Annotated in this window: 8 protein-coding genes; all 8 read left to right on the forward strand. The window is 48.2% G+C overall.

Features of this window, described 5'->3' with window-relative positions:
* The first annotated feature begins 30 nt into the window (after positions 1 to 30).
* Positions 31 to 3,051, forward strand: a complete 3,021-nt coding sequence (locus ACO6UX_RS17085; RefSeq protein WP_422449594.1) for a DUF1601 domain-containing protein — start codon at positions 31 to 33, stop codon at positions 3,049 to 3,051.
* Positions 3,052 to 3,104: 53 nt separating this feature from the next.
* Positions 3,105 to 5,978 (forward strand): DUF1601 domain-containing protein, encoded by a 2,874-nt coding sequence (locus ACO6UX_RS17090; RefSeq protein ID WP_422449595.1) that lies wholly within the window; start codon positions 3,105 to 3,107, stop codon positions 5,976 to 5,978.
* Positions 5,979 to 6,056: 78 nt separating this feature from the next.
* On the forward strand, positions 6,057 to 9,314 hold the full coding sequence (locus ACO6UX_RS17095; protein ID WP_422449596.1) for an RAP domain-containing protein: 3,258 nt from the start codon (positions 6,057 to 6,059) through the stop codon (positions 9,312 to 9,314).
* A 119-nt stretch (positions 9,315 to 9,433) separates the two neighbouring features.
* Positions 9,434 to 12,442: an RAP domain-containing protein gene (locus tag ACO6UX_RS17100; protein ID WP_422449597.1), complete on the forward strand. Its 3,009-nt coding sequence runs from the start codon at positions 9,434 to 9,436 to the stop codon at positions 12,440 to 12,442.
* Positions 12,443 to 12,498: 56 nt separating this feature from the next.
* Positions 12,499 to 15,819 carry an RAP domain-containing protein gene (locus ACO6UX_RS17105; protein ID WP_422449598.1) on the forward strand — a complete coding sequence of 1,107 codons (3,321 nt, stop codon included), beginning with the start codon at positions 12,499 to 12,501 and terminating at the stop codon, positions 15,817 to 15,819.
* Positions 15,820 to 15,875: 56 nt separating this feature from the next.
* Entirely contained in the window at positions 15,876 to 18,887 is a 3,012-nt protein-coding gene (locus ACO6UX_RS17110) for a DUF1601 domain-containing protein (RefSeq protein ID WP_422449599.1), read from the forward strand.
* A gap of 56 nt (positions 18,888 to 18,943) precedes the next feature.
* Entirely contained in the window at positions 18,944 to 21,637 is a 2,694-nt protein-coding gene (locus ACO6UX_RS17115) for a hypothetical protein (protein WP_422449600.1), read from the forward strand.
* Between the two features lie 243 nt (positions 21,638 to 21,880).
* Positions 21,881 to 24,736, forward strand: coding sequence for an RAP domain-containing protein (locus tag ACO6UX_RS17120; RefSeq protein WP_422449601.1), 2,856 nt, complete (start codon positions 21,881 to 21,883; stop codon positions 24,734 to 24,736).
* Positions 24,737 to 24,789: the final 53 nt, after the last annotated feature.

A 24,789-nucleotide genomic window follows, 5' to 3' on the forward strand; every position in this document is an offset into this window, starting at 1 on the left:
ATATTTTCCATGAATTAATGAAATGTAATTATGGACAGAGGTAGTTCTGGTATAAGTTGGAAATACACAACATCAGGTAATGATTATAAACGACCAGATGATAATGCCGGTGCTTCAGGGAGCGGGCAATACAGATATGGCACAGTCAGGCAGGTGAATGCGTCACTTCGCTATACCCAGAAGCATAATGAATGTCATCCTGCTTCTGACGCCTGTTCTGCTAACCATCCACCAGGGCATTCAATAAAACCTGTTCACGGTTTTAATGCCCTCATCACACCAGAAAAAATGGATTGGCTGGCGGAGATATCTGCTCGTTATGGTGACCTATATGATGGTAGAAATCATGGTCAATTTGCCTGTTCAATCAAACAGTACACATCAGGGGGAAAACGACCATTAAATCATAGTGAACAACGCCAACTGATACCATTGTTGCACGATTTTAAAGTGATACCCGGGTGGACCTGGCGAAGCCTGACAACAACGTTTCATTCATTTACTTCAGCGGGTGTTTTGACCCCTCATAAATACATGAATAAGGGGGATAGGGAAACTCAAGCCGCTTTACTGTCAAGTTTACTTGATGCAGTAATACATAAGTGCAACCAAAAACCTGAAACCAGGGATATTGATGCACAAGGTGCCGCCAACCTGCTGTGGGCCTTGGTAAAACTGGTGGACAATGGGCTGGATCTGCACAAGACAGCGAAGCTCGAAAAAGCCGTGGTCGCGCTGTTGCCACATGTGCAAACCAAAGCCGAATCAAAAGAAGAAAAAGATCACTTTATTCCTCAGCATATCGCCATCCTGTTGTGGGCTTTGGCGAAGCTGGTGGGCAACGGGCTGAATCTGGAGCAAACACCGAAGCTCAAAGAGACCGTGGTCGCGCTGTTGCCTCATGTGACAACCAAAGCCGATTCAAAGAAGGAGCACTTCAACACTCAGGGTACCGCCAACCTGCTGTGGGCCTTGGCGAAACTGGTGGACAACGGGCTGAAACTGGAGAAAACACCGAAGCTCAAAGAGGCTGTGGCCGCGCTGTTGTACCAAGTGATAACCAAAGCCAAATCAAAACAAGAGAAAGACCTCTTCAATCCACAGGAATTCACCAATCTACTGTGGGCGGTGACGAAACTGGTGGACAATGGTCTGGAGCTTGAGAAAACACCGAAGCTGAAAGAAGCCGTGGTTGCGGTGTTACCCCATGTTAAAACCAAAGCCGAATCAAAAGAAGAGAAAGGCCAATTCAACACTCAGGGTATCGCCAACCTGCTGTGGGCCTTGGCGAAACTGGTGGATTACGGGTTGGAGTTGAATAAGACAGCGCAGCTCAAAGAGGCTCTGGCCGCGCTGTTGCCCTATGTGAAAACCAAAGCCGAATCAAAAGAAGAGAAAGACCACTTCAAGCCACAGGGAGTCGCCAACCTGCTGTGGGCGGTAGCGAAACTCGTTGACAACGGGCTGGAGCTGGAGGAGACACCGACGCTGAAAGAGGCCGTGGCCGCGCTGTTGCCCTATGTGAAAAGCAAAGCCGAAGCAAAAGAAGAGAAAGACGGCTTCAAGCCACAGGGAGTCGCCAACGTGCTGTGGGCGGTAGCGAAACTCGTTGATAACGGGCTGGAGCTGGAGAAGACACCGAAGCTGAAAGAGGCCGTGGCCGCACTGTTGCCCCATGTGAAAAGCAAAGCCGAATCAAAAGAAGAGAAAGGCCGCTTGAACGCTCAAGCTATCGTGAACCTGCTGTGGGCCGTGGCGAAATTGGTGGACAACGGGCTGGAGCTGGAGAAGACACCGAAGCTCAAAGAGACTGTGACCACTCTGCTGCCTCATGTGAAAAGCAAAGCCGAATCAAAAGAAGAGAAAGGCCACTTTATTCCTCAGCATATCGCCAACCTGCTGTGGGCCGTGGCGAAACTGGTGGACAACGGGCTGGAACTTGAGAAAACACCAAAGCTCAAAGAAACCGTCGTCGCGCTGCTGCCCTATGTGACAACCAAAGCCGAATCAAAAGAAGAGAAAGACCACTTCAAGCCACAGGAAGTCGCCAACCTGCTGTGGGCCGTGACGAAACTGGTGGGCAACGGGCTCGAGCTGGAGAAGACAGCAAAGCTCAAAGAGGCCCTGGCCACGCTGTTGTACCATGTGAAAACCAAAGCCGAAGCAAAAGAAGAGAGAAGTCAATTCAATACTCAAGGTACCATCAATCTGCTGTGGACCCTGGCGAAACTGGGTGAGGCCATTGAGCCGGACCTGATTAAATCTACGTTCGATTTTCTTGTTGGCCGAATCAGTAAAAACCCTCAACTCTCTGAGCAAAATATATCGATGTCTCTCTGGGGAGTCATGGTATTCTGCGCCAGAGTTTATCTGGACTCAGGCAGGAATAATAAAAACCCGCTTGAAAAGCACATAGGTGAACTATTTTCTCGCCTGGGAAATACATCCCCGAACAATACAGAGGTTCAAACCGTTATTGCCATGGCCGCAAGTTGGCTTGGCAGAGCATGCCCGGTGGTCCCCCATTACCGGACAGTCATTTCCGAAGCACAATCCGCTTTCTGCGATCAACTCCAATCAAGTCTTCCGTCTTTGACGATAGAAGAAGAAAAGAGTCTGAACTCATTACCTCCGGTTGACCTGCTGCTGCCAGATTACAACACGGTTATTGCCGTTCAGGGACCTTCTCATTACGTGAGTGGTGATTTCAAAACCAGGAATGGTTCGACTTTGTTGAAAATCGCCCTGCTGCAAAAATTAGGATTTGAGGTTATTGAAATCCCGGTGAACAAGATTGATAACCAAGAGTCAATGAACATAGTTATTGAGCAAGTAAAGGCAAAGTTAGCCATCCTGCCAGAAGCTCATGGCTCTGTGCCACTTAACAGCGGCGAATGGACGGCAGACGAGGAATATTTTACTGCCGATGATGGAGGGCAATTGTCAGATGACTGTTATTTTACCGCTGAAGAATATTTAGAAGAGCAAACCAAAAAGCCCAAAAAGAGAAAAAGGAAGAGAAAAAGGTCAGTAAAAACTGCTGCCTGCTAATGTCGTAGAGTAGTCTATTTTTTATATTTTCCATGAATTAATGAAATATAATTATGGACAGAAGTGGTTCTGGTATAAGTTGGAAAAACACAACATCAGGTAATGATTACAAAAAAAAAGACGTTCAGGCCACTGCTTCAGGGAGTGGGCAATACAGGCATGGCACAGTCAGAAAGGTGAATGTGCCACTGTCCTATATCCAGAAACGCAGTGAAGGTCATCCTGCTTCTGACGCCTGCTCTGCTAATCATCTACCAGGACACTCAGTAAAACCTGTTCATGGTTTTAATACTCTCATCACACCAGAAAAAATGGATTGGCTGGCGGGGATATCTGCTCGTTATGGTGACCTCTATGATGGTAGAAATCATGGTCAATTTGCCTGTTCAATCAAACGGTACACATCAGGGGCAAAACGACCATTAAATCATAATGAACAACGCCAACTGATACCATTGTTGCACGATTTTAAAGTGACACCCGGGTGGTCCTGGCGAAGTCTGACAACAACGCTGCATTCATTTACGTCCGCGGGTGTTTTTACCCCTCATAAATACGGGTATGGGGAAACTCAAGCCGCTTTACTGTCAACGTTACTTGATGCATTAATCCTTAAGTGCAACCAAAAAACTGAAGCCAGTGATATTGATGTACAAGGTATCGCCAACCTGCTGTGGGCCTCGGCAAAACTGGTGGACAATGGGCTGGTGCTGGAGAAGGTGCCGAAGCTGAAAGAGGCCGTGGCCGCGCTGTTGCCCCTGGTGAAAAACAAAGCTGAATCAACAGAAGAGAAAGACCACTTTATGCCTCAGCATATCGCCAATCTGCTGTGGGCCCTGGCAAAACTGGTGGACAACGGGCTGGAACTGAAGAAGACAGCGGAGCCCAGAGAGGCCGTGGCCGCGCTGTTGCCCCATGTGAAAACCAAAGCCGAATCAAAAAAAGAGAAAGACCACTTCAAGCCACAGGAAGTCGCCAATCTACTGTGGGCCATGGCGAAACTGGTGGACAATGGTCTGAAGCTGGAGAAGACGCCGAAGCTCAAAAAGGCCGTGGCTGCGCTGTTGCCCCATGTGAAAACCAACGCCGAATCAAAAGAAGAGAAAGACCACTTCAATATTCAAGGTATCGCTAACCTGTTGTGGGCCCTGGCGAAACTTGTGGATAACGGGCTGGAGCTGGAGACGACAGCAAAACTCAAAGAGGCCTTGACCGCGCTATTGCCCCATGTGAAAACCAGGGCCGAATCAAAAGAAGAGAAAGACCATTTTATCCCTCAGCATATGGTCAACCTGCTGTGGGCTGTGGCGAAACTGGTGGACAACGGTCTGGAGCTGGCGAAAACACCGAAGCTGAAAGAGGCCGTGTCAGCGCTGTTACCCTATGTGAAAACCAACGCCGAATCAAAAGAAGAGAAAGACCACTTCAACACTCAAGGTATTACCAACCTGCTGTGGGCGGTAGCGAAGCTGGTGGACAACGGGCTGAAGCTTGCGAAGACACCGAAGATCAAAGAGGTTGTGGCGGCACTGTTGCCCCATGTGAAAACCAAAGTCGGATCAAAAGTAGACCACTTCAAGCTGCAGGAAGTCACCAATTTGCTGTGGGCGGTAGCGAAGCTGGTAGACAATGGGCTGAAGCTGGAGAAGATGCCGGAGTTGAAAGAGGCCGTGGCTGCGCTGTTGCCCCACGTGCAAACCAAAGCCGAATCAAAAAAAGAGAAAGACCCATTCAAACCACAGGACGTCACTAATCTACTGTGGGCCGTGGCGAAACTGTTGGACAACGGGCTGGAGCTGGAGAAGACACCGAAGCTCAAAGAGGCCGTGGCCGCACTGTTGCCCCATGTTAAAACCAAAGCTGAATCAGGAGAAGAGAAAGACCACTTTATTCCTCAGCATATTGCCAATCTGCTGTGGGCCATGGCGAAATTGGTGGACAACGGGCTAGAACTTGAGGAAACAGCAAAGCTCAAAGAAGCCGTCGTCGCGCTGCTGCCCTATGTGACAACCAAAGCTGAATCAAAAGAAGAGAGAGGCCTCTTCAATACTCAAGGTACCGTCAATCTGCTGTGGGCCCTGGCGAAACTGGGTGAGGCCATTGAGCCGAACCTGATGAAATCGACGTTCGATTCTCTTGTCGACAGAATCAGTAAACACCCTCAACTCTCTCAGCAAGATATATCGATGTTTCTCTGGGGAGTTATGGTATTTTGTGCCAGGGTTTATCTGGACTCAGGTAGCAGTGATAAAAATCCGCTGGAAAAGCACATAGGTGAACTATTTTCTCGCCTGGGAAATACATCCCCGGACAATACAGAGGTTCAAACCGTTATTGCCATGGCCGCAAGTTGGCTTGGCAGAGCATGTCCGGTGGACCCCCATTACCGGACAGTCATTTCCGAATCACAATCCGCTTTCTTCGAGCAACTCCAATCAAGCCTTCCGTCTTTGACGATAGAAGAAGAAAAGAGTCTGAACTCATTACCTCCGGTTGACCTGCTGTTGCCAGATTACAACACGGTTATTGACGTTCAGGGGCCTTCTCATTACGTGAGTGGTGATTTCAAAACCAGGAATGGCTCGACGTTGCTGAAAATCGCCCTGCTGCAAAAAGCAGGATATGAGGTCATTGAAATCCCGGTGAACAAGCTTGATAACCAGGATTCAATGAAAACAGTTATTGAGCAAATCAAGGCAAAGCTAGCCGTCCTGCCAGAGGCTCATGGCTCTGTGTCACTTAACAGCGGCGAGTGGGCGGCAGACGAGGCATATTTTACTGCCGATGATGGAGGGCAGTTTTCAGATGACTGTTATTTTACTGCCGAAGAGTATTTAGAAGAGAAAACAGGTAAACCAAAACGAAAAAGGAAGAGAAAAAAGCCGGTGAAAACCCATTTACTCAAGCGGCAATTACACAGGAGTTGATGGACATTTAAGCAAGATGGGCTAAAAACAAGCCAGTAGTCTACTTTTATATTTTCCATGAATTAATGAAATATAAATATGGATAGAGGCGGTGCTGGTATAAGTTGGAAATACACGACATCAGGTAATGATTATAAACAATCGGAGGGTCATGGCGATTCTTCAAGGAACAGGCGATATCGACATCGCACAGCCAGGCAGGCGAATACGCCACCCCCCTATATCCCGGGGCGTAATGAATTTTATCGTGCTTCTGGTGCCTGCTCTGCTGACTATCCGCCAAGATATTCAGTAAAACCTGTTGATGATTTTAATACTCTCGTTACTCAAGAAAAAATGGATTGGCTGGCAAAGGTATCTGCCCATTACGGTAATCGCTACGATGGGAAAAAACACAGTCAATTTACCACTTTAATTAAACAATACACATTAGCGTCACAACGACCTTTAAATCACAGTGAACAACGTCAACTGATACCACTGTTACACGATTTTAAAGCGACACCCCGGTGGAGCTGGCGAAGCCTGACGACAACGTTTCATTCATTTACTTCGGCGGGTGTTTTTACCCCTCATAAATACATGGATGCGTGGGTTAAGGAAACTCAAGCTGCTCTACTGTCAAATTTGCTTGATCTGGTAATACTTAAGTGCAACCAGGAAACCAGGGATATTGATGCACTGGGTGCCGTCAACCTGATGTGGGCCCTGGCGAAACTGGTGGACAATGGGCTGGTACTGAAGAAAACACCGAAGCTGAAAGAGGCCGTGGCCGCGCTGTTGCCCTATGCGAAAATCAAAGCCGAATCAAAAGAAGAGAACGACCACTTTATTCCCAAGCGCATCGCCAGCCTGCTGTGGTCTGTGGCAAAACTGGTGGACAACGGGCTGGAACTGAAGAAGACACCGAAGCTCCAGGAGGCTGTGGCCACGTTGTTGCACCAGGTGAAAACCAGAGCGGAATCAAAAGAGAAGAAAGACCACTTCAACACTCAAGGTAACGCCAACCTGATGTGGGCCGTGGCGAAACTGGTGGACAACGGGCTGGAGCTGGAGAAGACACCGTTGCTCAAAGAGGCCGTGGCGGTAATTTTGTACAATGTGACAACCAACGCCAGATTAAAAGAAGAGAGAGACCACTTTATTCCTCAGCATATCACCAACCTGCTGTGGGCCGTGGCAAAACTGGTGGACAACGGACTGCAAAAGACACTGAAGCTCAAAGAGGCCGTGGTCGCGCTGTTGCCCCATGTAAAAACCACAGCCGAATCCAAAGAGGAGAAAGACCACTTTAACACTCAAACTGCCACCAACCTGCTGTGGGCCTTGGCGAAACTGGTGGACCACGGACTGAAGCTGGAGAACACACCGAAGCTGAAAGAGGTTGTGGCCGTGCTGTTGTCCCATGTGAAAGCCAAAGCCGAATCAAAAGAAGAGAAAGACCACTTCACGCCACAGGAAGTTGCCAATCTATATTGGGCCGTGGCGAAACTGGTGGACCATGGGCTGGCGCTGGAGAAGACACCGAAGCTCAAAGAGGCTGTTGCCGCACTTTTGCTGCATATTAAGGCCAAAGCAAAATCAAACGAAGAGAAGGAATACTTTATTTCCCAGCATATCTCCAACATGATGTGGGCCTTGGCGAAACTGGTGGACAATGGGCTGGAGAAAACACCGGAGCTCAAAGAGGTGGTGGCTGTGCTGTTGCCCCATGTGGCAACCAAAGCCGAATCCAAAGAAGAGAAAGACCGCTTTATTCCTCAGCATATCGCCAATCTGCTGTGGGCCCTGGCGAAACTGGTGGACAACGGGCTGGAACTGGAGAAGACACCGAAGGTCAAAGCAGCCCTGGCCGCGCTGTTGTACCATGTGAAAACCAAAGCCAAATCAAAAGAAGAAAAAGACCACTTTATTCCTCAGCAGATCACCAACCTGCTGTGGGCCATGGCGAAACTGGTGGACAACGGGCTGGAACTGGAGAAGACACCGAAGATCAAAGAAGCCCTGGCCGCGCTGTTGTACCACCTGAAAACCAAAGCCGAATTAAAAGAAGAGAAAAGCCAATTCCAGCCGCTGGAAGTCTCCAACCTGCTTTGGGCCCTGGCGAAACTGGTGGACAACGGACTGGAGCTGGAGCGCACACCCACACTTAAAGAGGTTGTGGCCAGGTTGTTGCCCCAAGTGAAAACCAAAGCCGAATCAAAAGAAAAGAAAGACTGCTTCAGTACTCAGGATATCGTTAACCTGCTTTGGGCCGTGGCGAAACTGGTGCACAACGGATTGGAGCTGGAGAGGACACCGAAGCTCAAAGAGGTCGTGGCCGCGCTGTTGCTTCATGTGACAACCAAAGCCGGATCAATAGAAGAGAAAAACCAATTTTCTCCTCAGAATATCGCCAACCTGCTGTGGGCCCTGGTGAAACTGGTGGAGAAGGGGTTGACACTGGGGAAAATATCGAAGCTTAAAGAGCCCGTGATCGCGCTGTTGCCCCATGTGCAAACCAAAGCCGAAGCAAAAGAAGACAAAGACCACTTAAAGCCAAAGGAAGTTGCCAATCTACTGTGGGCCCTTGCGAAAATGGGTGAGGCCATTGAGCTGAATCTGGTCCAATCTGTGATCAATTCTCTTGTCGATAGAATCACTGAAAACCCTCAGCTCTCTCAGCGAGATATACCGATGTCTCTCTGGGGAGTCCTGGTATTCTGTGCCAGATTTTATCTGCACTTCGGTAGCGATAGTAAAAATGCTCTTGAAAAGCGTATAGATGAACTGTTGTCTCGCCTGGAAATTCCACCCCCGTGCAATACAGAGGCTCCATTCATCATGGCCATGGCCGCAAGCTGGCTTGGGAGAGCCTGCCCGGTGGTGGTTCCCTATTACCGGTCAACCATTTCACAATCACAATCCATTTTTCGCGATCAACTCCGATTAAGCCTTCCGTCTTTGAAGATTGAAGAAGAGACGAGTCTGAACTCATTACCTCCTGTTGACCTGCTACTGCCAGATTACAACATAGTTATCGACATTCAGGGGCCTTCCCATTACGTGGGTGGTGATTTCAAAACCAGGAATGGCCCGACTTTGTTGAAAATCGCCCTGCTGCAAAAATTAGGGTTTGAGGTTATTGAAATCCCGGTGACAAAGCTGGATGACCAGGATTCAATGCAAAGCGTTATTGAGCAAATAAAGACAAAGTTAGCCATCCTGCGAGAGGACGATGGCCCTGTGTTACTGAACAGCGAGAAGACGGCAGAAGACGTATATGTTACTGCCGATGAAGAAGGGCAATTTTCCGATGACTGTTATTTTTCCACTGAAGAAGATTTAAGCAGTTAACCAAATGAAATCACAAAAAAGAGAAGCAGGAGGAGAACAAAGTCAGTAAAAACTACTGACTGATGATGCCATAGACTAGTCTACTTTTTATATTTTCCATGAATTGATGAAATATAATTATGGACAGAGGCGGTGCTGGTGTCAGTTGGCAATGCACAACATCAGGTAATGAATATAAAAAACCGGATGATCGTACCGATTTTGCAAAAAATGGGCGATACAGGCATGGCACAGTCAGGCAGGTGAATGCACCACTGCCCTATATCCAGAAGCGTAATGAACTTCATCCTGCTTCTGATGCCTGCTCTGCTAACCATTCACCAGGACACTCAATAAAACCTGATCATGGTTTTAATGCTCTCATCACCCAAGAAAAAATGGATTGGCTGGTGGGGGTATCTGCTCGTTATAGTGATCGCTATGATGGTAAAAAACACAGTCAATTTGCCACTTTAATTAAACAATACGCATCAGCGTCACAACGATCTTTAAATCACAGTGAACAACGCCGACTGATACCCTTGTTGCACGATTTTAAAACGACACCCGGGTGGACTTGGCGAAGCCTGGCGACAACGTTTCATTCATTTACTTCAGCGGGTGTTTTTACCCCTCATCAATACATGGATGAGTGGGTTAAGGAAGCTCAAGCTGATTTACTGTCAACTTTACTTGATCCAGTAATACTTAAGTGCAACCAAAAACCTGACGCCAGAGGTATTAATGCACAGGGTACCGTCAACCTGCTGTGGGCCGTAGCAAAACTGGTGGACAACGGGCTGGCGCTAGAGAAGACAGCGAAGCTGAAAGAGGCCGTGGTTGCGCTGTTGCCCCATGTGAAAACCAAAGCCGAAGTAAAAGAAGAGAAAGACTGCTTCAACACTCAAGGTACCACTAACCTGCTGTGGGCCTTGGCGAAACTGGTGGACAATGGGCTGGCGCTGGAGAAGACACCGAAGCTGAAAGAGGCCGTGGCTGCGCTGTTACCCCAGGTGAAAGCCAAAGCCGAATCAAAAGCAGAGAAAGACCGCGTTAACAATCAAGATACCGCTAATCTGCTGTGGGCCCTGGCGAAACTGGTGGACAACGGGCTGAAGCTGGAGAAGACGCCGAAGCTCAAAGAGGCCGTGGCTGCGCTGTTGCCCCATGTGAAAACCAAAGCTGAATCAAAACAAGAGAAAGACCACTCTATTCCTCAGCAGATCGCCAACCTGCTGTGGGCCCTGGCGAAACTGGTGGACAACGGTCTGGCACTGGAGAAGACAACGAATCTCAAAGAGGCCGTGGCTGCGCTAGTACACCTTGTGAAAACCAAAGCCGAATCCAAAAAAGAGAAAGACCACTTCAATCTACAGGAAGTCTCCAATCTACTGTGGGCCTTGGCAAAACTGGTGGACAACGGACTGGAGCTGGAGAATACAGCGAAGCTCAAAGAGGCCGTGGCTGCGCTAGTACACCTTGTGAAAACCAAAACCGAATCAAAAGAAGAGAAAGACCACTTCAGGCCACAGGCAGTCGCCAACCTGCTGTGGGCCGTGGCGAAACTGGTGGACAACGGTCTGGAGCTGGAGAAGACAACGAAGCTCAAAGAGGTTGTGGTCGCGCTGTTGCTCCAGGTGAAAATCAATGCAGAAGCAAAGAAAGACCACTTTATTCCTCAGCATATCGCCATCCTGCTGTGGGCCGTGGCAAAACTGGTAGACAATGGGCTGGAGAAGACAGCGAAGCTCAAAGAGGCCGTGAACGCGTTGTTGCCCCAGGTGGCAACCAGGGCCGAATCAAAAGAAGAGAAAGACCACTTCAAAACTCAAGGTATTGCCAACTTGCTGTGGGCCGTGGCGAAACTGGTGGATAACGGCCTGGCGCTGGGGAAGACAGTAATGCTCAAAGAGACCGTGGCCGTACTGTTGCCCCATGTGAAAATCAAAGCCGAATCAAAAGAAGAGAAAGACCACTTCAACCTGCAGGCAGTGGCCAACCTGCTGTGGGCAATGGCGAAACTGGTGGACAACGGGCTCGAGCTGGAGAAGACACCGAAGCTCAAAGAGGCCGTGGCCGCGCTGTTGCCCCAGGTGAAAACCAAAGCCGAATCAAAAGAAGAGAAAGACCGCTTCAAGTCTCAAGGTACCGTCAATCTGCTGTGGTCCGTGGTGATACTGGTGGACAACGGGCTGGAGCTGGAGAAAACACCGAAGCTCAAAGAGGCCCTGGCCGCGCTGTTGTACCATGTGAAAACCAAAGCCGAATCAAAAGAAGAGAAAGACCACTTCAACCCTCAAGGTACCGCCATCCTGCTCTGGGCCCTGGCGAAACTGGGTGAGGCCATTGAGCTGAACCTGATTAAATCTACGTTCGATGTTCTTGTTGACAGAATCAGTAAAACACCTCAGCTCTCTCAGCAAAGTATATTGATGTCTCTCTGGGGAGTCATGGTATTCTGTGCCAGGTTTTATCTGGAATCAGGCAGTAATGATAAACACTCCCTTGAAAAGCACATAGGCGAACTATTTTCTCGCCTGGAAATTACCTCCCCGGGCAATGAGGATCAATCCATCATTGCCATGGCAGCAAGTTGGCTTGGGAGATCGTGTCCGGTGGTTCCCGATTACCAGACATTCATTTCACAACCTCAGTCCACCCTCTGCGATCAACTCCAATCCAGTCTTCCTTCGTTGAAGATTGAAGAAGAAAAGAGTCTGAACTCATTACCTCCGGTTGACCTGCTACTGCCAGAGTACAACATGGTGATCGACGTTCAGGGACCTTCCCATTACGTGGGTGGTGATTTCAAAACCAGGAATGGGTCGACTTTGCTGAAAATCGCCCTGCTGCAAAAATCAGGATTTGAGGTCATTGAAATCCCGGTGACCAGTCTTGTGAACCAGGATTCAATAAAAATAGTTATTGAGCAAATAAAGACAAAGTTAGCCGTCCCGCCAAAGGCTTATGGTTCTTTGTTAAATAACAGCGGCGAGGGGGCAGAAGATGAGGCATACGTTACTGTCGATGAAGGAGGGGAATTTTCCGATGACTGTTATTTTACCGCCGAAGAATATTTAGAAGAGCCAACAGAAAAAACAAAAAAAAGAAACAGGAGGAGAAAAAAGTCAGTGAAAACGGCTGACTGATGATGCCATCGAGTAGTCTACTTTTTATATTTTCCATGAATTAATGAAATATAATTATGGACAGAGGCGGTGCTGGTGTCAGTTGGCAATGCACAACATCAGGTAATGATTATAAACAGCCGGATGATCGTACCGATTGTTCAAAAAGTGGGCGATTCCGGCATGGTACAGTCAGACAGTTGGATGCGCCACTCGCCTATATCCGGGAGAGTAATGAATTTTATGCTGCTTCTGACGCCTGCTCTGCTGACCATCCACCAAGACATTCAATAAAACCTGTTCATGGTTTCAAAGCTCTCATCACACCAGAAAAAATCGATTACATGATGAAGATATCTACTGATTATGGTGATCAATATGATGGTAAAAAACACTGTCAATTTGCTCTTTCCATCAAACAATACACTTCAGTGTCAAAACGATCTTTGAATCATAGTGAACAACGCCAACTGATACCATTGTTGCACGATTTTAAAGCGACACCCGGGTGGACCTGGCGAAACCTGGCGACAACGTTTCATTCATTTACTTCAGCGGGTGTTTTTACCCCTCATAAATACATGGATGAGTGGGTTAAGGAAATCCAGGCTGCTCTACTGTCAGCTTTACTTGATCCTGTAATACATAAGTGCAACCAAAAACCTGAAGCCAGGGGCATTTATGCACAGGGTACCGTCAACCTGCTGTGGGCCGTAGCGAAACTGGTGAACAATGGGCTGGCGCTGGAGAAGACAGCGAAGCTGAAAGAGGCCGTGGTTGCGCTGTTGCCCCATGTGAAAACCAAAGCCGAATCAAAAGAAGAGAAAGACCGCTTCAACACTCAAGGTATTTCTAACCTGGTGTGGGCCATGGCGAAACTGGTGGACAATGGGTTGGCGCTGGAGAAGACACCGAAGCTGAAAGAAGCCGTGGCTGCGCTGTTACCCCAGGTGAAAACCAAAACTGAATCAAAAGAAGAGAAAGACCGCTTCAACACTCAAGGTACCTCTAACCTGCTGTGGGGCTTGGCGAAACTGGTGGACAATGGGCTGCAGCTGGAGATGGCGAAGCTCAAAGAAGCCGTGGCCGCGCTGTTACGCCATGTGAAAACCAAAGCCGAATCAAAACAAGAGAAAGACCACTTCAAGCCACAGGAAGTCGCCAATCTCCTGTGGGCCATGGCAAAACTGGTGGACAACGGACTGGAGCTGGAGAAGACAACGAAGCTCAAAGAGGCCGTGTGTGCGCTGTTGCCCTGTGTGAAAACCAAAGCCGCATCAAAAGAGGAGAAGGACCACCTGAACACTCAAGCTATCAACAACCTGCTGTGGGCCCTGGCGAAACTGGTGGACAACGGGTTGGAGCTGGAGAAGACAACGAAGCTCAAAGAGGCCGTGGCCGCGCTGTTGCCCCATGTGAAAACCAAAGCCGAATCAAAAGAAGAGAAGGGCCACTTTAACACTCAAACGACCACCAACCTGCTCTGGTCTCTGGCAAAACTGGTGGACAACGGGCTGGAGCTGGAGACGACACCGAAGCTCAAAGAAGCCTTGGACGTGCTGTTGTCCCATGTGAAAGCCAAAGCCGAATCCAAAGAAGAGAAAGACCAATTCCAGCCACAGGCAGTTACCAACCTGCTTTGGGCCCTGGCGAAACTGGTGGACAGCGGACTGGAGCTGGAGAAGACAGCGAAGCTCAAAGAGGCTGTGTGTGTGCTGTTGCCCTATGTGAAAACCAAAGCCGAATCAAAAGAAGAGAAGGACCACTTCACGCCTCAGGCAGTCACCAACCTGCTGTGGGCAATAGCGAAACTGGTGGAAAACGGGCTCGAGCTGGAGAAGACAACGAAGCTCAAAGAGGCTGTGGCCGCGCTGTTGCTCCAGATGAAAACCAAAGCAGAATCAAAGAAAGACCACTTTATTCCTCTGCATATCGCCAACCTGTTGTGGGCCATGGCAAAACTGGTGGACAATGGGCTGGCGCTGGAGAAGACAGCGAAGCTCAAAGAGGCTGTGGCCGCGCTGTTGCTCCTGGTGAAAACCAAAGCAGAATCAAAGAAAGATCACTTTATTCCTCAGCATATCGCCAAGCTGCTGTGGGCCATGGCAAAACTGGTGGACAATGGTCTGGAGCTGAAGAAGATACCGAAGCTAAAAGAGGCCGTGGCCACGCTGTTGCCCCAGGTAAAAACCAAAGCCGAATCAAAGGCAGAGAAAGACCACTTTAATGCACAGCATATCGCCAACCTGCTGTGGGCTTTGGCGAAACTGGTGGACAATGGACTGGAGCTGGAGAAAACACCGAAGCTCAAACAGGTCGTAGCTGCGCTGTTGCCCCATGTGACAAGCAAAGCCGAATCAAAAGAACAGAAAGACCGCTTTATTCCTCAGCATATCACCAACCTGCTGTGGGCCTTGGCAAAACTGGTGGACAACGGACTGGAGCTGGAGAAAACAACGAAGCTCAAAGAGGCCGTGGCTGCGCTGTTGCCCCATGTGAAAACCAAAGCCGAATCAAAAGAAGAGAAAGACCACTTCAGCACTCAAGGTACCGCCAACTTGCTATGGGCCCTGGCGAAACTGGGTGAGGCCATTGAGCTGAACCTGATTAAATCTACGTTAGATTCTCTTGTCGACAGAATCGGTGAAAACCCTCAATTCTCTCAACAAGATATATTGATGTCTCTCTGGGGCGTTATGGTATTCTGCGCCAGGTTTTACCTGGACTCAGGTAATAATGATAAACACTCCCTTGAAAAGCACATAGGCGAACTATTTTCTCGCCTGGAAAATACATCCCCAGGTAGTATAGAGGATCAATCCATCATTGCCATGGCTGCATGTTGGCTTGGGAGAGCGTGTCCGGTCATCCCTTATTACACGACAAACACTTCACAATCTCAATCCACCTTCCGCGATCACCTCCAATCGAGCTTTCCGTCTTTGAAGATTGAAGAAGAAAAGAGTCTGAACTCATTACCTCCGGTCGATCTGCTACTGTCAGAGTACAACATGGTGATCGACATTCAGGGACCTTCCCATTACGTGAGTGGTGATTTCAAAACCAGGAATGGCCCGACTTTGTTGAAAATCGCCCTGCTGCAAAAATTAGGGTTTGAGGTTATTGAAATCCCGGTGAGAAAGCTGGATGACCAGGATTCAATGCAAAGCGTGATTGAGCAAATAAAGACAAAGTTAGCCGTCCCGCCAAAGGCTTATGGCTCTTTGTTACAGAACAGCGACGAGGGGGCAGAAGATGAAGCATACGTTACTGCCGATGAAGGAGGGGAATTTTCCGATGACTGTTATTTTACCGCCGAAGAATATGTAGAAGAGCCAACAGAAAAAACAAAAAAGAGGAACAGGAGGAGAAAAAAGTCAGTGAAAACGGCTGACTGATGATGCCATCGAGTAGTCTACTTTTTATATTTCCCATGAATTCATGAAATATAATTATGGACAGAAGCAGTGCTGGTGTCAGTTGGCAATGCACAACATCAGGTAATGATTATAAACAGCCGGATGATCGTACCGATTGTTCAAAAAGTGGGCGATGCTGGCATGGTACAGTCAGACAGTTGGACGCGCCGCTCGCCTATGTCCGGGAGAGTAATGAATTTTATGCTGCTTCTGACGCCTGCTCTGCTGACCATCCACCAAGACATTCAATAAAACCTGTTCATGGTTTCAAAGCTCTCATCACACCAGAAAAAATAGATTACATGATGAAGATATCTACTCATTATGGTGATCACTATGATGGTAATAAACACTGTCAATTTGCCCTTTCAATCAAACACTACACTTTATCGTCAAAACGACCCTTGCATCATAGTGAACAACGCCAACTGATACCGTTGTTGCACGATTTTAAAGCGACACCCGGGTGGACCTGGCGAAACCTGGCGACAACGTTTCATTCATTTACTTCAGCGGGTGTTTTTACCCCTCATAAATACATGGATGAGTGGGTTAAGGAAACCCAGGCTGCTCTACTGTCAGCTTTACTTGATCCTGTAATACATAAGTGCAACCAAAAACCTGATGTCAGGAGTATTAATGCACAGGGTACCGTCAACCTGCTGTGGGCCGTAGCGAAACTGGTGAACAATGGGCTGGCGCTGGAGAAGACAGCGAAGCTGAAAGAGGCCGTGGTTGTGCTGTTGCCCCTGGTGAAAACCAAAGCCGAATTAAAAGAAGAGAAAGACTGCTTCAACACTCAAGGTACCGCTAACCTGCTATGGGCCCTGGCGAAACTGGTGGACAATGGTCTGGCGCTGGAGAAGACACCGAAGCTGAAAGAGGCAGTGGCTGCGCTGTTACTCCAGGTGAAAACCAAAGCCGAATCAAAAGAAGAGAAAGAGCACTTTAACACTCAAGGTACCGCTAATCTGCTGTGGGCCCTGGCGAAACTGGTGGACAACGGGCTGAAGCTGGAGAAGACGCCGAAGCTCAAAGAGGCCGTGGCCGCGCTGTTGCCCCATGTGAAAACCAAAGCCGAATCCAAAAAAGAGAAAGACCACTACAAGCCACAGGAAGTCGCCAATCTCCTGTGGGCCATGGCAAAACTGGTGGACAACGGACTGGAGCTGGAGAAGACAACGAAGCTCAAAGAGGCCGTGTGTGGGCTGTTGCCCTATGTGAAAACCAAAGCCGAATCAAAAGAAGAGAAGGACCACTTCACGCCACAGGCAGTCACCAACCTGCTGTGGGCAATAGCGAAACTGGTGGAAAACGGGCTCGAGCTGGAGAAGAGAAAGAAGCTCAAAGAGGCTGTGGCCGCGCTGTTGCTCCAGGTGAAAACCAAAGCAGAATCAAAGAAAGACCACTTTATTCCTAAGCATATCGCCAACCTGCTGTGGGCCATGGCAAAACTGGTGGACAATGGGCTGGCGCTGGAGAAGACAGCGAAGCTCAAAGAGGCTGTGAACGCGCTGTTGCCCCATGTGGCAACCAAAGCCGAAGCAAAAGAAGAGAAAGACCGCTTTAAAACTCAAGGTATTGCCAACTTGCTGTGGGCCTTGGCGAAACTGGTGGATAACGGGTTGGAGCTGGAGAAAACACCGAAGCTCAAAGAGGCCGTGGCCGCGCTATTACCCCATGTGAAAATCAAAGCCGAATCAAAAGAAGAGAAAGAGCACTTTATTACTCAGCATATCGCCAACCTGCTGTGGGCCCTGGTGAAACTGGTGGACAACGGGCTGGAGAAAACACCGAAGCCCAAAGAGGCCGTGGATGCGCTATTGCCCCATGTAAAAACCAAAGCCGAATCAAAAGAAGAGAAAGATCACTTCAAGCCACAGGCAGTCGCCAACCTGCTGTGGGCGCTGGCGAAACTGGTGGACAACGGGCTGGGGCTGGAGAAAACAACGAAGCTCAAAGAGGCCGTGGCCGCGCTGTTGCCCCATGTGAAAACCAAAGCCGAATCAAAAGAAGAGAAAGACCGCTTCAAGTCTCAAGGTATCATCAGCCTGCTGTGGGCCGTGGTGATACTGGTGGACAACGGGCTGGAGCTGGGGACGACACCGAAGCTCAAAGAGGCCGTGGCCGCGCTGTTGCCCCATGTGAAAACCAAAGCCGAATCAAAAGAAGAGAAAGACCGCTTCAGCACTCAAGGTATCGCCAACTTGCTATGGGCCCTCGCGAAACTGGGTGAGGCCATTGAGCTGAACCTGATTAAATCTACGTTAGATTCTCTTGTCGACAGAATCGGTGAAAACGCTCAATTCTCTCAACAAGATATATTGATGTCTCTTTGGGGAGTCATGGTATTTTGCGCCAGGTTTTATCTGGAATCAGGAAGTAATGATAAACACTCCCTTGAAAAGCACATAGGCGAACTATTTTCTCGCCTGGAAAATACATCCCCGGGCAGTATAGAGGATCAATCCATCATTGCCATGGCTGCATGTTGGCTTGGGAGAGCTTGTCCAGTTATCCCTTATTACACGACAAACACTTCACAATCTCAATCAACCTTCCGCGATCACTTGCAATCGAGCTTTCCGTCTTTGAAGATTGAAGAAGAAAAGAGTCTGAACTCATTACCTCCGGTCGATCTGCTACTGGCAGATTACAATATGGTGATCGACATTCAGGGACCTTTCCATTACGTGAGTGGTGATTTCAAAACCAGGAATGGTTCGACTTTGTTGAAAATCGCTCTGCTGAAAAAATCAGGATTTGAGGTCATTGAAATCCCGGTGACCAGGCTTGTGAACCAGGATTCAATGAAAAGAGTTATTGAGCAAATAAAGACAAAGTTAGCCGTCCTGCCAGAGGCTTATGGCTCTTTGTTACAGAACAGCGGCGAGGGTTCAGAAGATGAGGCATACGTTACTGCCGATGAAGGAGGGGAATTTTCCGATGACTGTTATTTTACCGCCGAAGAATATGTAGAAGAGCCAACCAAAAAAACAAAAAAGAGAAACAGGAGGAGAAAAAAGTCAGTGAAAACGGCTGACTGACGATGCCATAGAGTAGTCTACTTTTTATATTTCCCATGAATTAATGAAATATAATTATGGACAGAAGCGGTGCTGGTGTCAGTTGGCAATGCGCAACATCAGGTAATGATTATAAAAAACCGGATGATCGTACCGATTCTTCAAAAAGTGGGCGATACTGGCATGGCACAGTCAGACAGTTGGATGCGCCGCTCGCCTATATCCGGGAGAGTAACGGATTTTATGCTGCTTCTGACGTCTGCTCTGCTGACCATCCACCAAGACATTCAATAAAACCTGTTCATGCTTTCAAAGCTCTCATCACACCAGAAAAAATAGATTACATGATGAAGATATCTACTCATTATGGTGATCACTATGATGGTAAAAAACACAGTCAATTTGCCTGTTCAATCAAACAATACACTTCAGCGTCAAAACGACTTTTGAATCATAGTGAACAACGCCAACTGATACCTTTGTTGCACGATTTTAAAGCGACACCCGGGTGGACCTGGCGAAGTCTGACGACGACGTTTCATTCATTTACTTCAGCGGGTGTTTTTACCTCTCATAAATACACGGAAGAGAGGGTTAAGAAAACTCAAGCGGCTTTACTGTCCACTTTACTTGATCAAATAATACTTAATTGCAACCAAACACTTGAAGCCAGGGATCTTGATGTACACGGTATCAATAACCTGCTGTGGTCCGTGGCGAAACTGGTGGACAACGGGCTGGAGCTGGAGAAAACACCGAAGCTCAAAGAGGCTGTTGCCGCACTGTTGATCCATGTTAAAGCCAAAGCCAAATCACCAGAAGAGAGCGAACACTTTATTCCTCAGCATATCAGCATCCTGCTGTGGTCGGTGGCGAAACTGGTGGACAACGGGCTGGAGCCGGACAAGGCAACGATGCTCAGAGAGGTCGTGGCCGCGCTGTTGCCCCATGTGAAAGCCAAAGCTAAATCAAAAGAAGAGAGAGACCACTTTATTCCTCAGCATATCAGCATCCTGCTGTGGGCCCTGGCGAAATTGGTGGACAAGGGGGTGGAGAAGACTCCAAAGCTCAAAGGGACCGTGGCCGCGTTGTTGCCTCATGTGAAAACCACAGCAGAATCAAAAGAAGAGAAAGAGCACTTTAACACTCAAGGTATCGCCAACCAGCTGTGGGCCTTCGCGAAACTGGTGGACTACGGACTGGAGCTGGAGAAGATACCAAAGCTCAAAGAGGTTGTGGCTGCACTGTTGCCCCATGTGAAAACCAAGGCTGAATCAAAACAAGAGAAAGACCACTTTACTCCTCAGCAGATCGCCAACCAGCTGTGGGCCCTGGCGAAACTGGTGGAGAAGGGGCTGGAGCTGGAGAGCACTCCGAAGCTCAAAGAGGCTGTGGCCGCGCTGTTGCCCCATGTGAAAACCAAAGCCGTATCAAAACAAGAGAAAGGCTACTTCAGGCCACAGGGAGTCGCCAACCTGTTGTGGGCGGTGGCGAAACTGGTAGACAACGGACTGACATTGGAGAAGACACCCGGACTTAAAGAGGCCGTGGCCTGGTTGTTGCCCTGTGTGAAAACCAACGCCGGAGCAAAAGAAGAGAAAGACCGCTTCAGCGCAAAAGATACCGCCAACTCGCTGTGGGCCTTGGCGAAACTGGTGGACAACGGGCTGGAGCTGGAGAAGATACCGAAGCTGAAAGAGGCCGTGGTTGCGCTGTTGCCCCATGTGACAACCAAAGCCGAATCATTAGAAGAGTCAGACCCCTTTACACCTCAGCATATCGCCAACCAGCTGTGGGCCCTGGCGAAACTGGTGGAGAACAGGTTGAAGCTGGAGAAGACAGCGAAGTTCAAAGAGGCTGTGGTCGCATTATTGCCCCATGTGCAAACCAAAGCCACATCAAAAGAAGAGAAAGACCAATTCAAGCCACAGGAAGTCGCCAACATGATATGGGCCGTGGCAAAACTGGGTGAGGCTATTGATCTGAAAGTGGTTAAATCAACGTTAGCTTCCCTTGTCGGCAAAATCAGCGAAAACACCCCGCTCTCTCATCAAGGTAGATGGATGTCTCTGTGGGGAGTCATGGCATTCTGTGCCAGATTTTATCTGACCTACGGTAAAAATAATAAAAACTTACTTGAAAAGCACATAGGTAGACTATTTTCTTGCCTGGGAAAAACACCCACTGGCAATACCGAGGATCCATCCATTATTGCCATGGTCACAAGTTGGCTGGGGAGAGCGTGTCCGGTGGTTCCCCATTACCGGACAAACACGTCACTATCACAATCCACTTTTCACGATCAACTCCGATCAAGCCTTCCGTCTTTGAAAATTGAAGAAGAGACGAGTCTGAACTCATTGCCTCCGGTTGACCTGCTACTGCCAGAGTGCAACATTGTGATCGACGTTCAGGGGCCTTTCCATTACGTGGGTGGTGATTTCAAAACCAGGAATGGTTCGACTGTGTTGAAAATCGCCCTATATAAAAAATTAGGATTTGAGTTTATTGAAATGCCGGTGAACAAGCTTGATAACCAGTATTCAATACAAAGAGTTATTGAGCAAATAAAGACAAAGTTAGCCATCCTGCCACAGGCCTATGGTCCTGTGCCACCTGACAGCAGCGAGTGGGATGCAGGTGAGGCATACTTTACTGCCGATGAAGGATGGCAATTGTCAGATGACTGTTATTTTACCGCTGAAGAATATTTAGAAGAGCAAACAAAGAAACCAAAAAAGAGAAAAAGGAAGAGAAAAAAGCCGGGCTAATGCCTGTTCTTAGGGTGGACATTAAGCTTACCCCTCCATTTTCAATGGCTTTTGAATGGAACCACGAAGGACACAAAGAGCACGAAGGAAAAAAAATCTCTTCTTTGTGCTCTTCGTGTTCTTCGTGGTTCCATCTTTAACTTTCCGAAGAGGGGAGTAGACGCTTAATGTCTATCCTAAGAATGCCTGCTGATGTCGTGGAGTAGTCTACATTTTATGTTTCCCATGAATTAATGAAATATAATGATGGACAGAGGCGATGCTGGTATCAGTTGGCAATGCACAACATCAGGTAATGATTATAAAAAACCGGATGATCGTACCAATTCTGCAAAAAGTGGGCGATACAGACATGGCACAGTCAGACTGGTGATTGCGCCACTACCCTATATCCAGAGGTGTAATGAACTTCATCCTGCTTCTGATGCCTGCTCTGCTAACCGTCCACCAGGACACTCAATAAAACCTGATCATGATTTTAATGCTCTCATCACACAAGAAAAAATGGATTGGCTGGTGTGGGTATCTGCTCGTTACAGTGATCGCTATGATGGTAAAAAACACAGTCAATTTGCCACGTTAATTAAACAATACACATCAGCGTCACAACGACCTTTAAATCACAGTGAACAATGTCAACTGATACCCTTGTTGCACAATTTTAAAGCGACACTCGGGTGGACTTGGCGAAGCCTGATGACAACGATTCATTCATTTACGTCAGCGGGTGTTTTTACCCCTAATAAATATATGAATGAGAAAAGTCAGGAAGCTCAGGCAGCGTTATTGTCAACGTTACTTGATGGAGTAATAGTTAAGTGCAAGCAAAAACCTGAAGCCAGGGATATTGATGCCCAAGGTACCACCAACCTGCTGTGGGCCCTGGCAAAAATAGTTGGTAACGGGCTGGAGCTGGAGAAAACACCGAAGCTCAGAGAGGTCGTAGCTGCGCTGTTGCCCCTGGTGAAAATCAAAGCCGAATCAAAAGAGGGGAAAGAACACTTTATTCCTCTGCATATCGCCAACCAGCTGTGGGCATTGGCAAAATTGGTAGATAACGGGCTGGAGCTGGAGAAGACACCGAAGCTCAAAGAAGTTGTGGCCGCGCTGTTACTCCATGTGAAAACGAAAGCCGAATCAAAAGAAGAGAAAGACTACTTCAAGCCACAGGAAGTCACCAACCTGCTTTGGGCTCTGGCGAAACTGGTCGAAAACGGGTTGGATCTGGAGAAGACAGAGCAGCTAAAAGAGGCCGTAGCCGCGCTGTTGCACCATGTGAAAATTAAAGCTGAATCAAAAGAAGAGAAAGACCACTTTAATCCTCAGCATATCGCCAACCTGCTGTGGGCGGTGGCGAAATTGGTAGACAATGGTCTGAAGAAGACACGGACGTTCAGAGAGGCCGTGGCCGCGCTGCTGGCCAATGTGAAAACCAAAGCCAAATCAAAAGAAGAGAAAGACCACTTTATTCCTCAGCATATCACCAACCTGCTGTGGGCCGTGGCAAAATTAGTGGACAACGGGCTGGGGCTGGAGAAAACACCCAAGCTCAAAGAGGTCGTGGCCGCGTTGTTACCCCATGTGAAAACCAAAGCCGAATCAAAAGAAGAGAAAGACCACTTTATTGTTCAGCATATCGCCAACCAGCTGTGGGCGGTGGCGAAATTGGTAGACAACGGGCTGGAGAAGACAGCGCAGCTAAAAGAGGTCGTCGCCGCGCTGCTACCCCATGTGAAAACCAAAGCCGAATCAAAAGCAGATCAAGACCACTTTATTCCTCAGCATATCGCTAACCTGCTGTGGGCCGTGGCAAAACTGTTGGACAACGGGCTGGAGAAGACAGCACAGCTGAAAGAGGCCGTGGCCGCGCTGTTACCCCATGTGAAAACCAAAGCCGAATCAAAAGAAGAGAAAGACCACTTGAAGCCACAGGCAGTCACCATCCTGCTGTGGGCCGTGGCAAAACTGGTGGAGAACGGGCTGGAGCTGGAGAAGACAGCGAAGCTCAAAGAGGCCCTGGCCGCGCTGTTGTGCCATGTGAAAGCCAAAGCCGAATCAAAAGAAGAGAAAGACCACTTTATTCCTCAGCATATCGCCAACCTGCTGTGGGCCTTGGCAAAACTGGTGGAGAACGGGCTGGAGCTGGAGAAGACAGCGAAGTTCAAAGAGGCTGTGGTCGCGCTGTTGCCCCATGTGCAAACCAAAGCCACATCAAAAGAAGAGAAAGACCAATTCAAGCCACAGGAAGTCGCCAACATGATATGGGCCGTGGCAAAACTGGGGGAGGCTATTGAGCTGAATGTGGTTAAATCAACGTTAGCTTCCCTTCTCGGCAAAATCAGCGAAAACACTCCGCTCTCTCATCAAGGTAGATGGATGTCTCTGTGGGGAGTCATGGCATTCTGTGCCAGATTTTATCTGACCTACGGTAAAAATAATAAAAACTCGCTTGAAAAGCATATAGGTGAACTATTTTCTTGCCCGGGAAAAACACCCACTGGCAATACCGAGGATCCATCCATTATTGCCATGGTCACAAGTTGGCTGGGGATAGCGTGTCCGGTGGTTCCCCATTACCGAACAAACACTTCACAATTACAATTCACTTTTCACGATCAACTCCGATCAAGCCTTCCGTCTTTGAAGATTGAAGAAGAAAAGAGTCTGAACTCATTACCTCCGGTTGACCTGCTACTGCCAGATTACAACATGGTGATCGACGTTCAGGGACCCTCCCATTACGTGGGTGGTGATTTCAAAACCAGGAATGGTTCGACTTTGTTGAAAATCGCTCTGCTGAAAAAATTAGGATTCGAAGTCATTGAAATCCCGGTGTATAAGCTTCATAACCAGGATTCAATGAAAATAGTTATTGATCAAATAAAGACAAAGTTAGCCATCCTGTCAGAGGCCCATGGTCCTGTGTCACCTGACAGCAGCGAGTGGGATGCAGGTGAGGCATACTTTACTGCCGATGAAGGATGGCAATTGTCAGATGACTGTTATTTTACCGCTGAAGAATATTTAGAAGAGCAAACAAAGAAACCAAAAAAGAGAAAAAGGAAGAGAAAAAAGCCAGTAAAAACTACTGCCTGTTGATGCCGTGGAGTAGTCTACATTTTATATTTCCCATGAATTAATGAAATATAATT

It is taken from the genome of Endozoicomonas sp. ALB091 (assembly GCF_049310265.1).
Lineage (GTDB): Bacteria > Pseudomonadota > Gammaproteobacteria > Pseudomonadales > Endozoicomonadaceae > Endozoicomonas.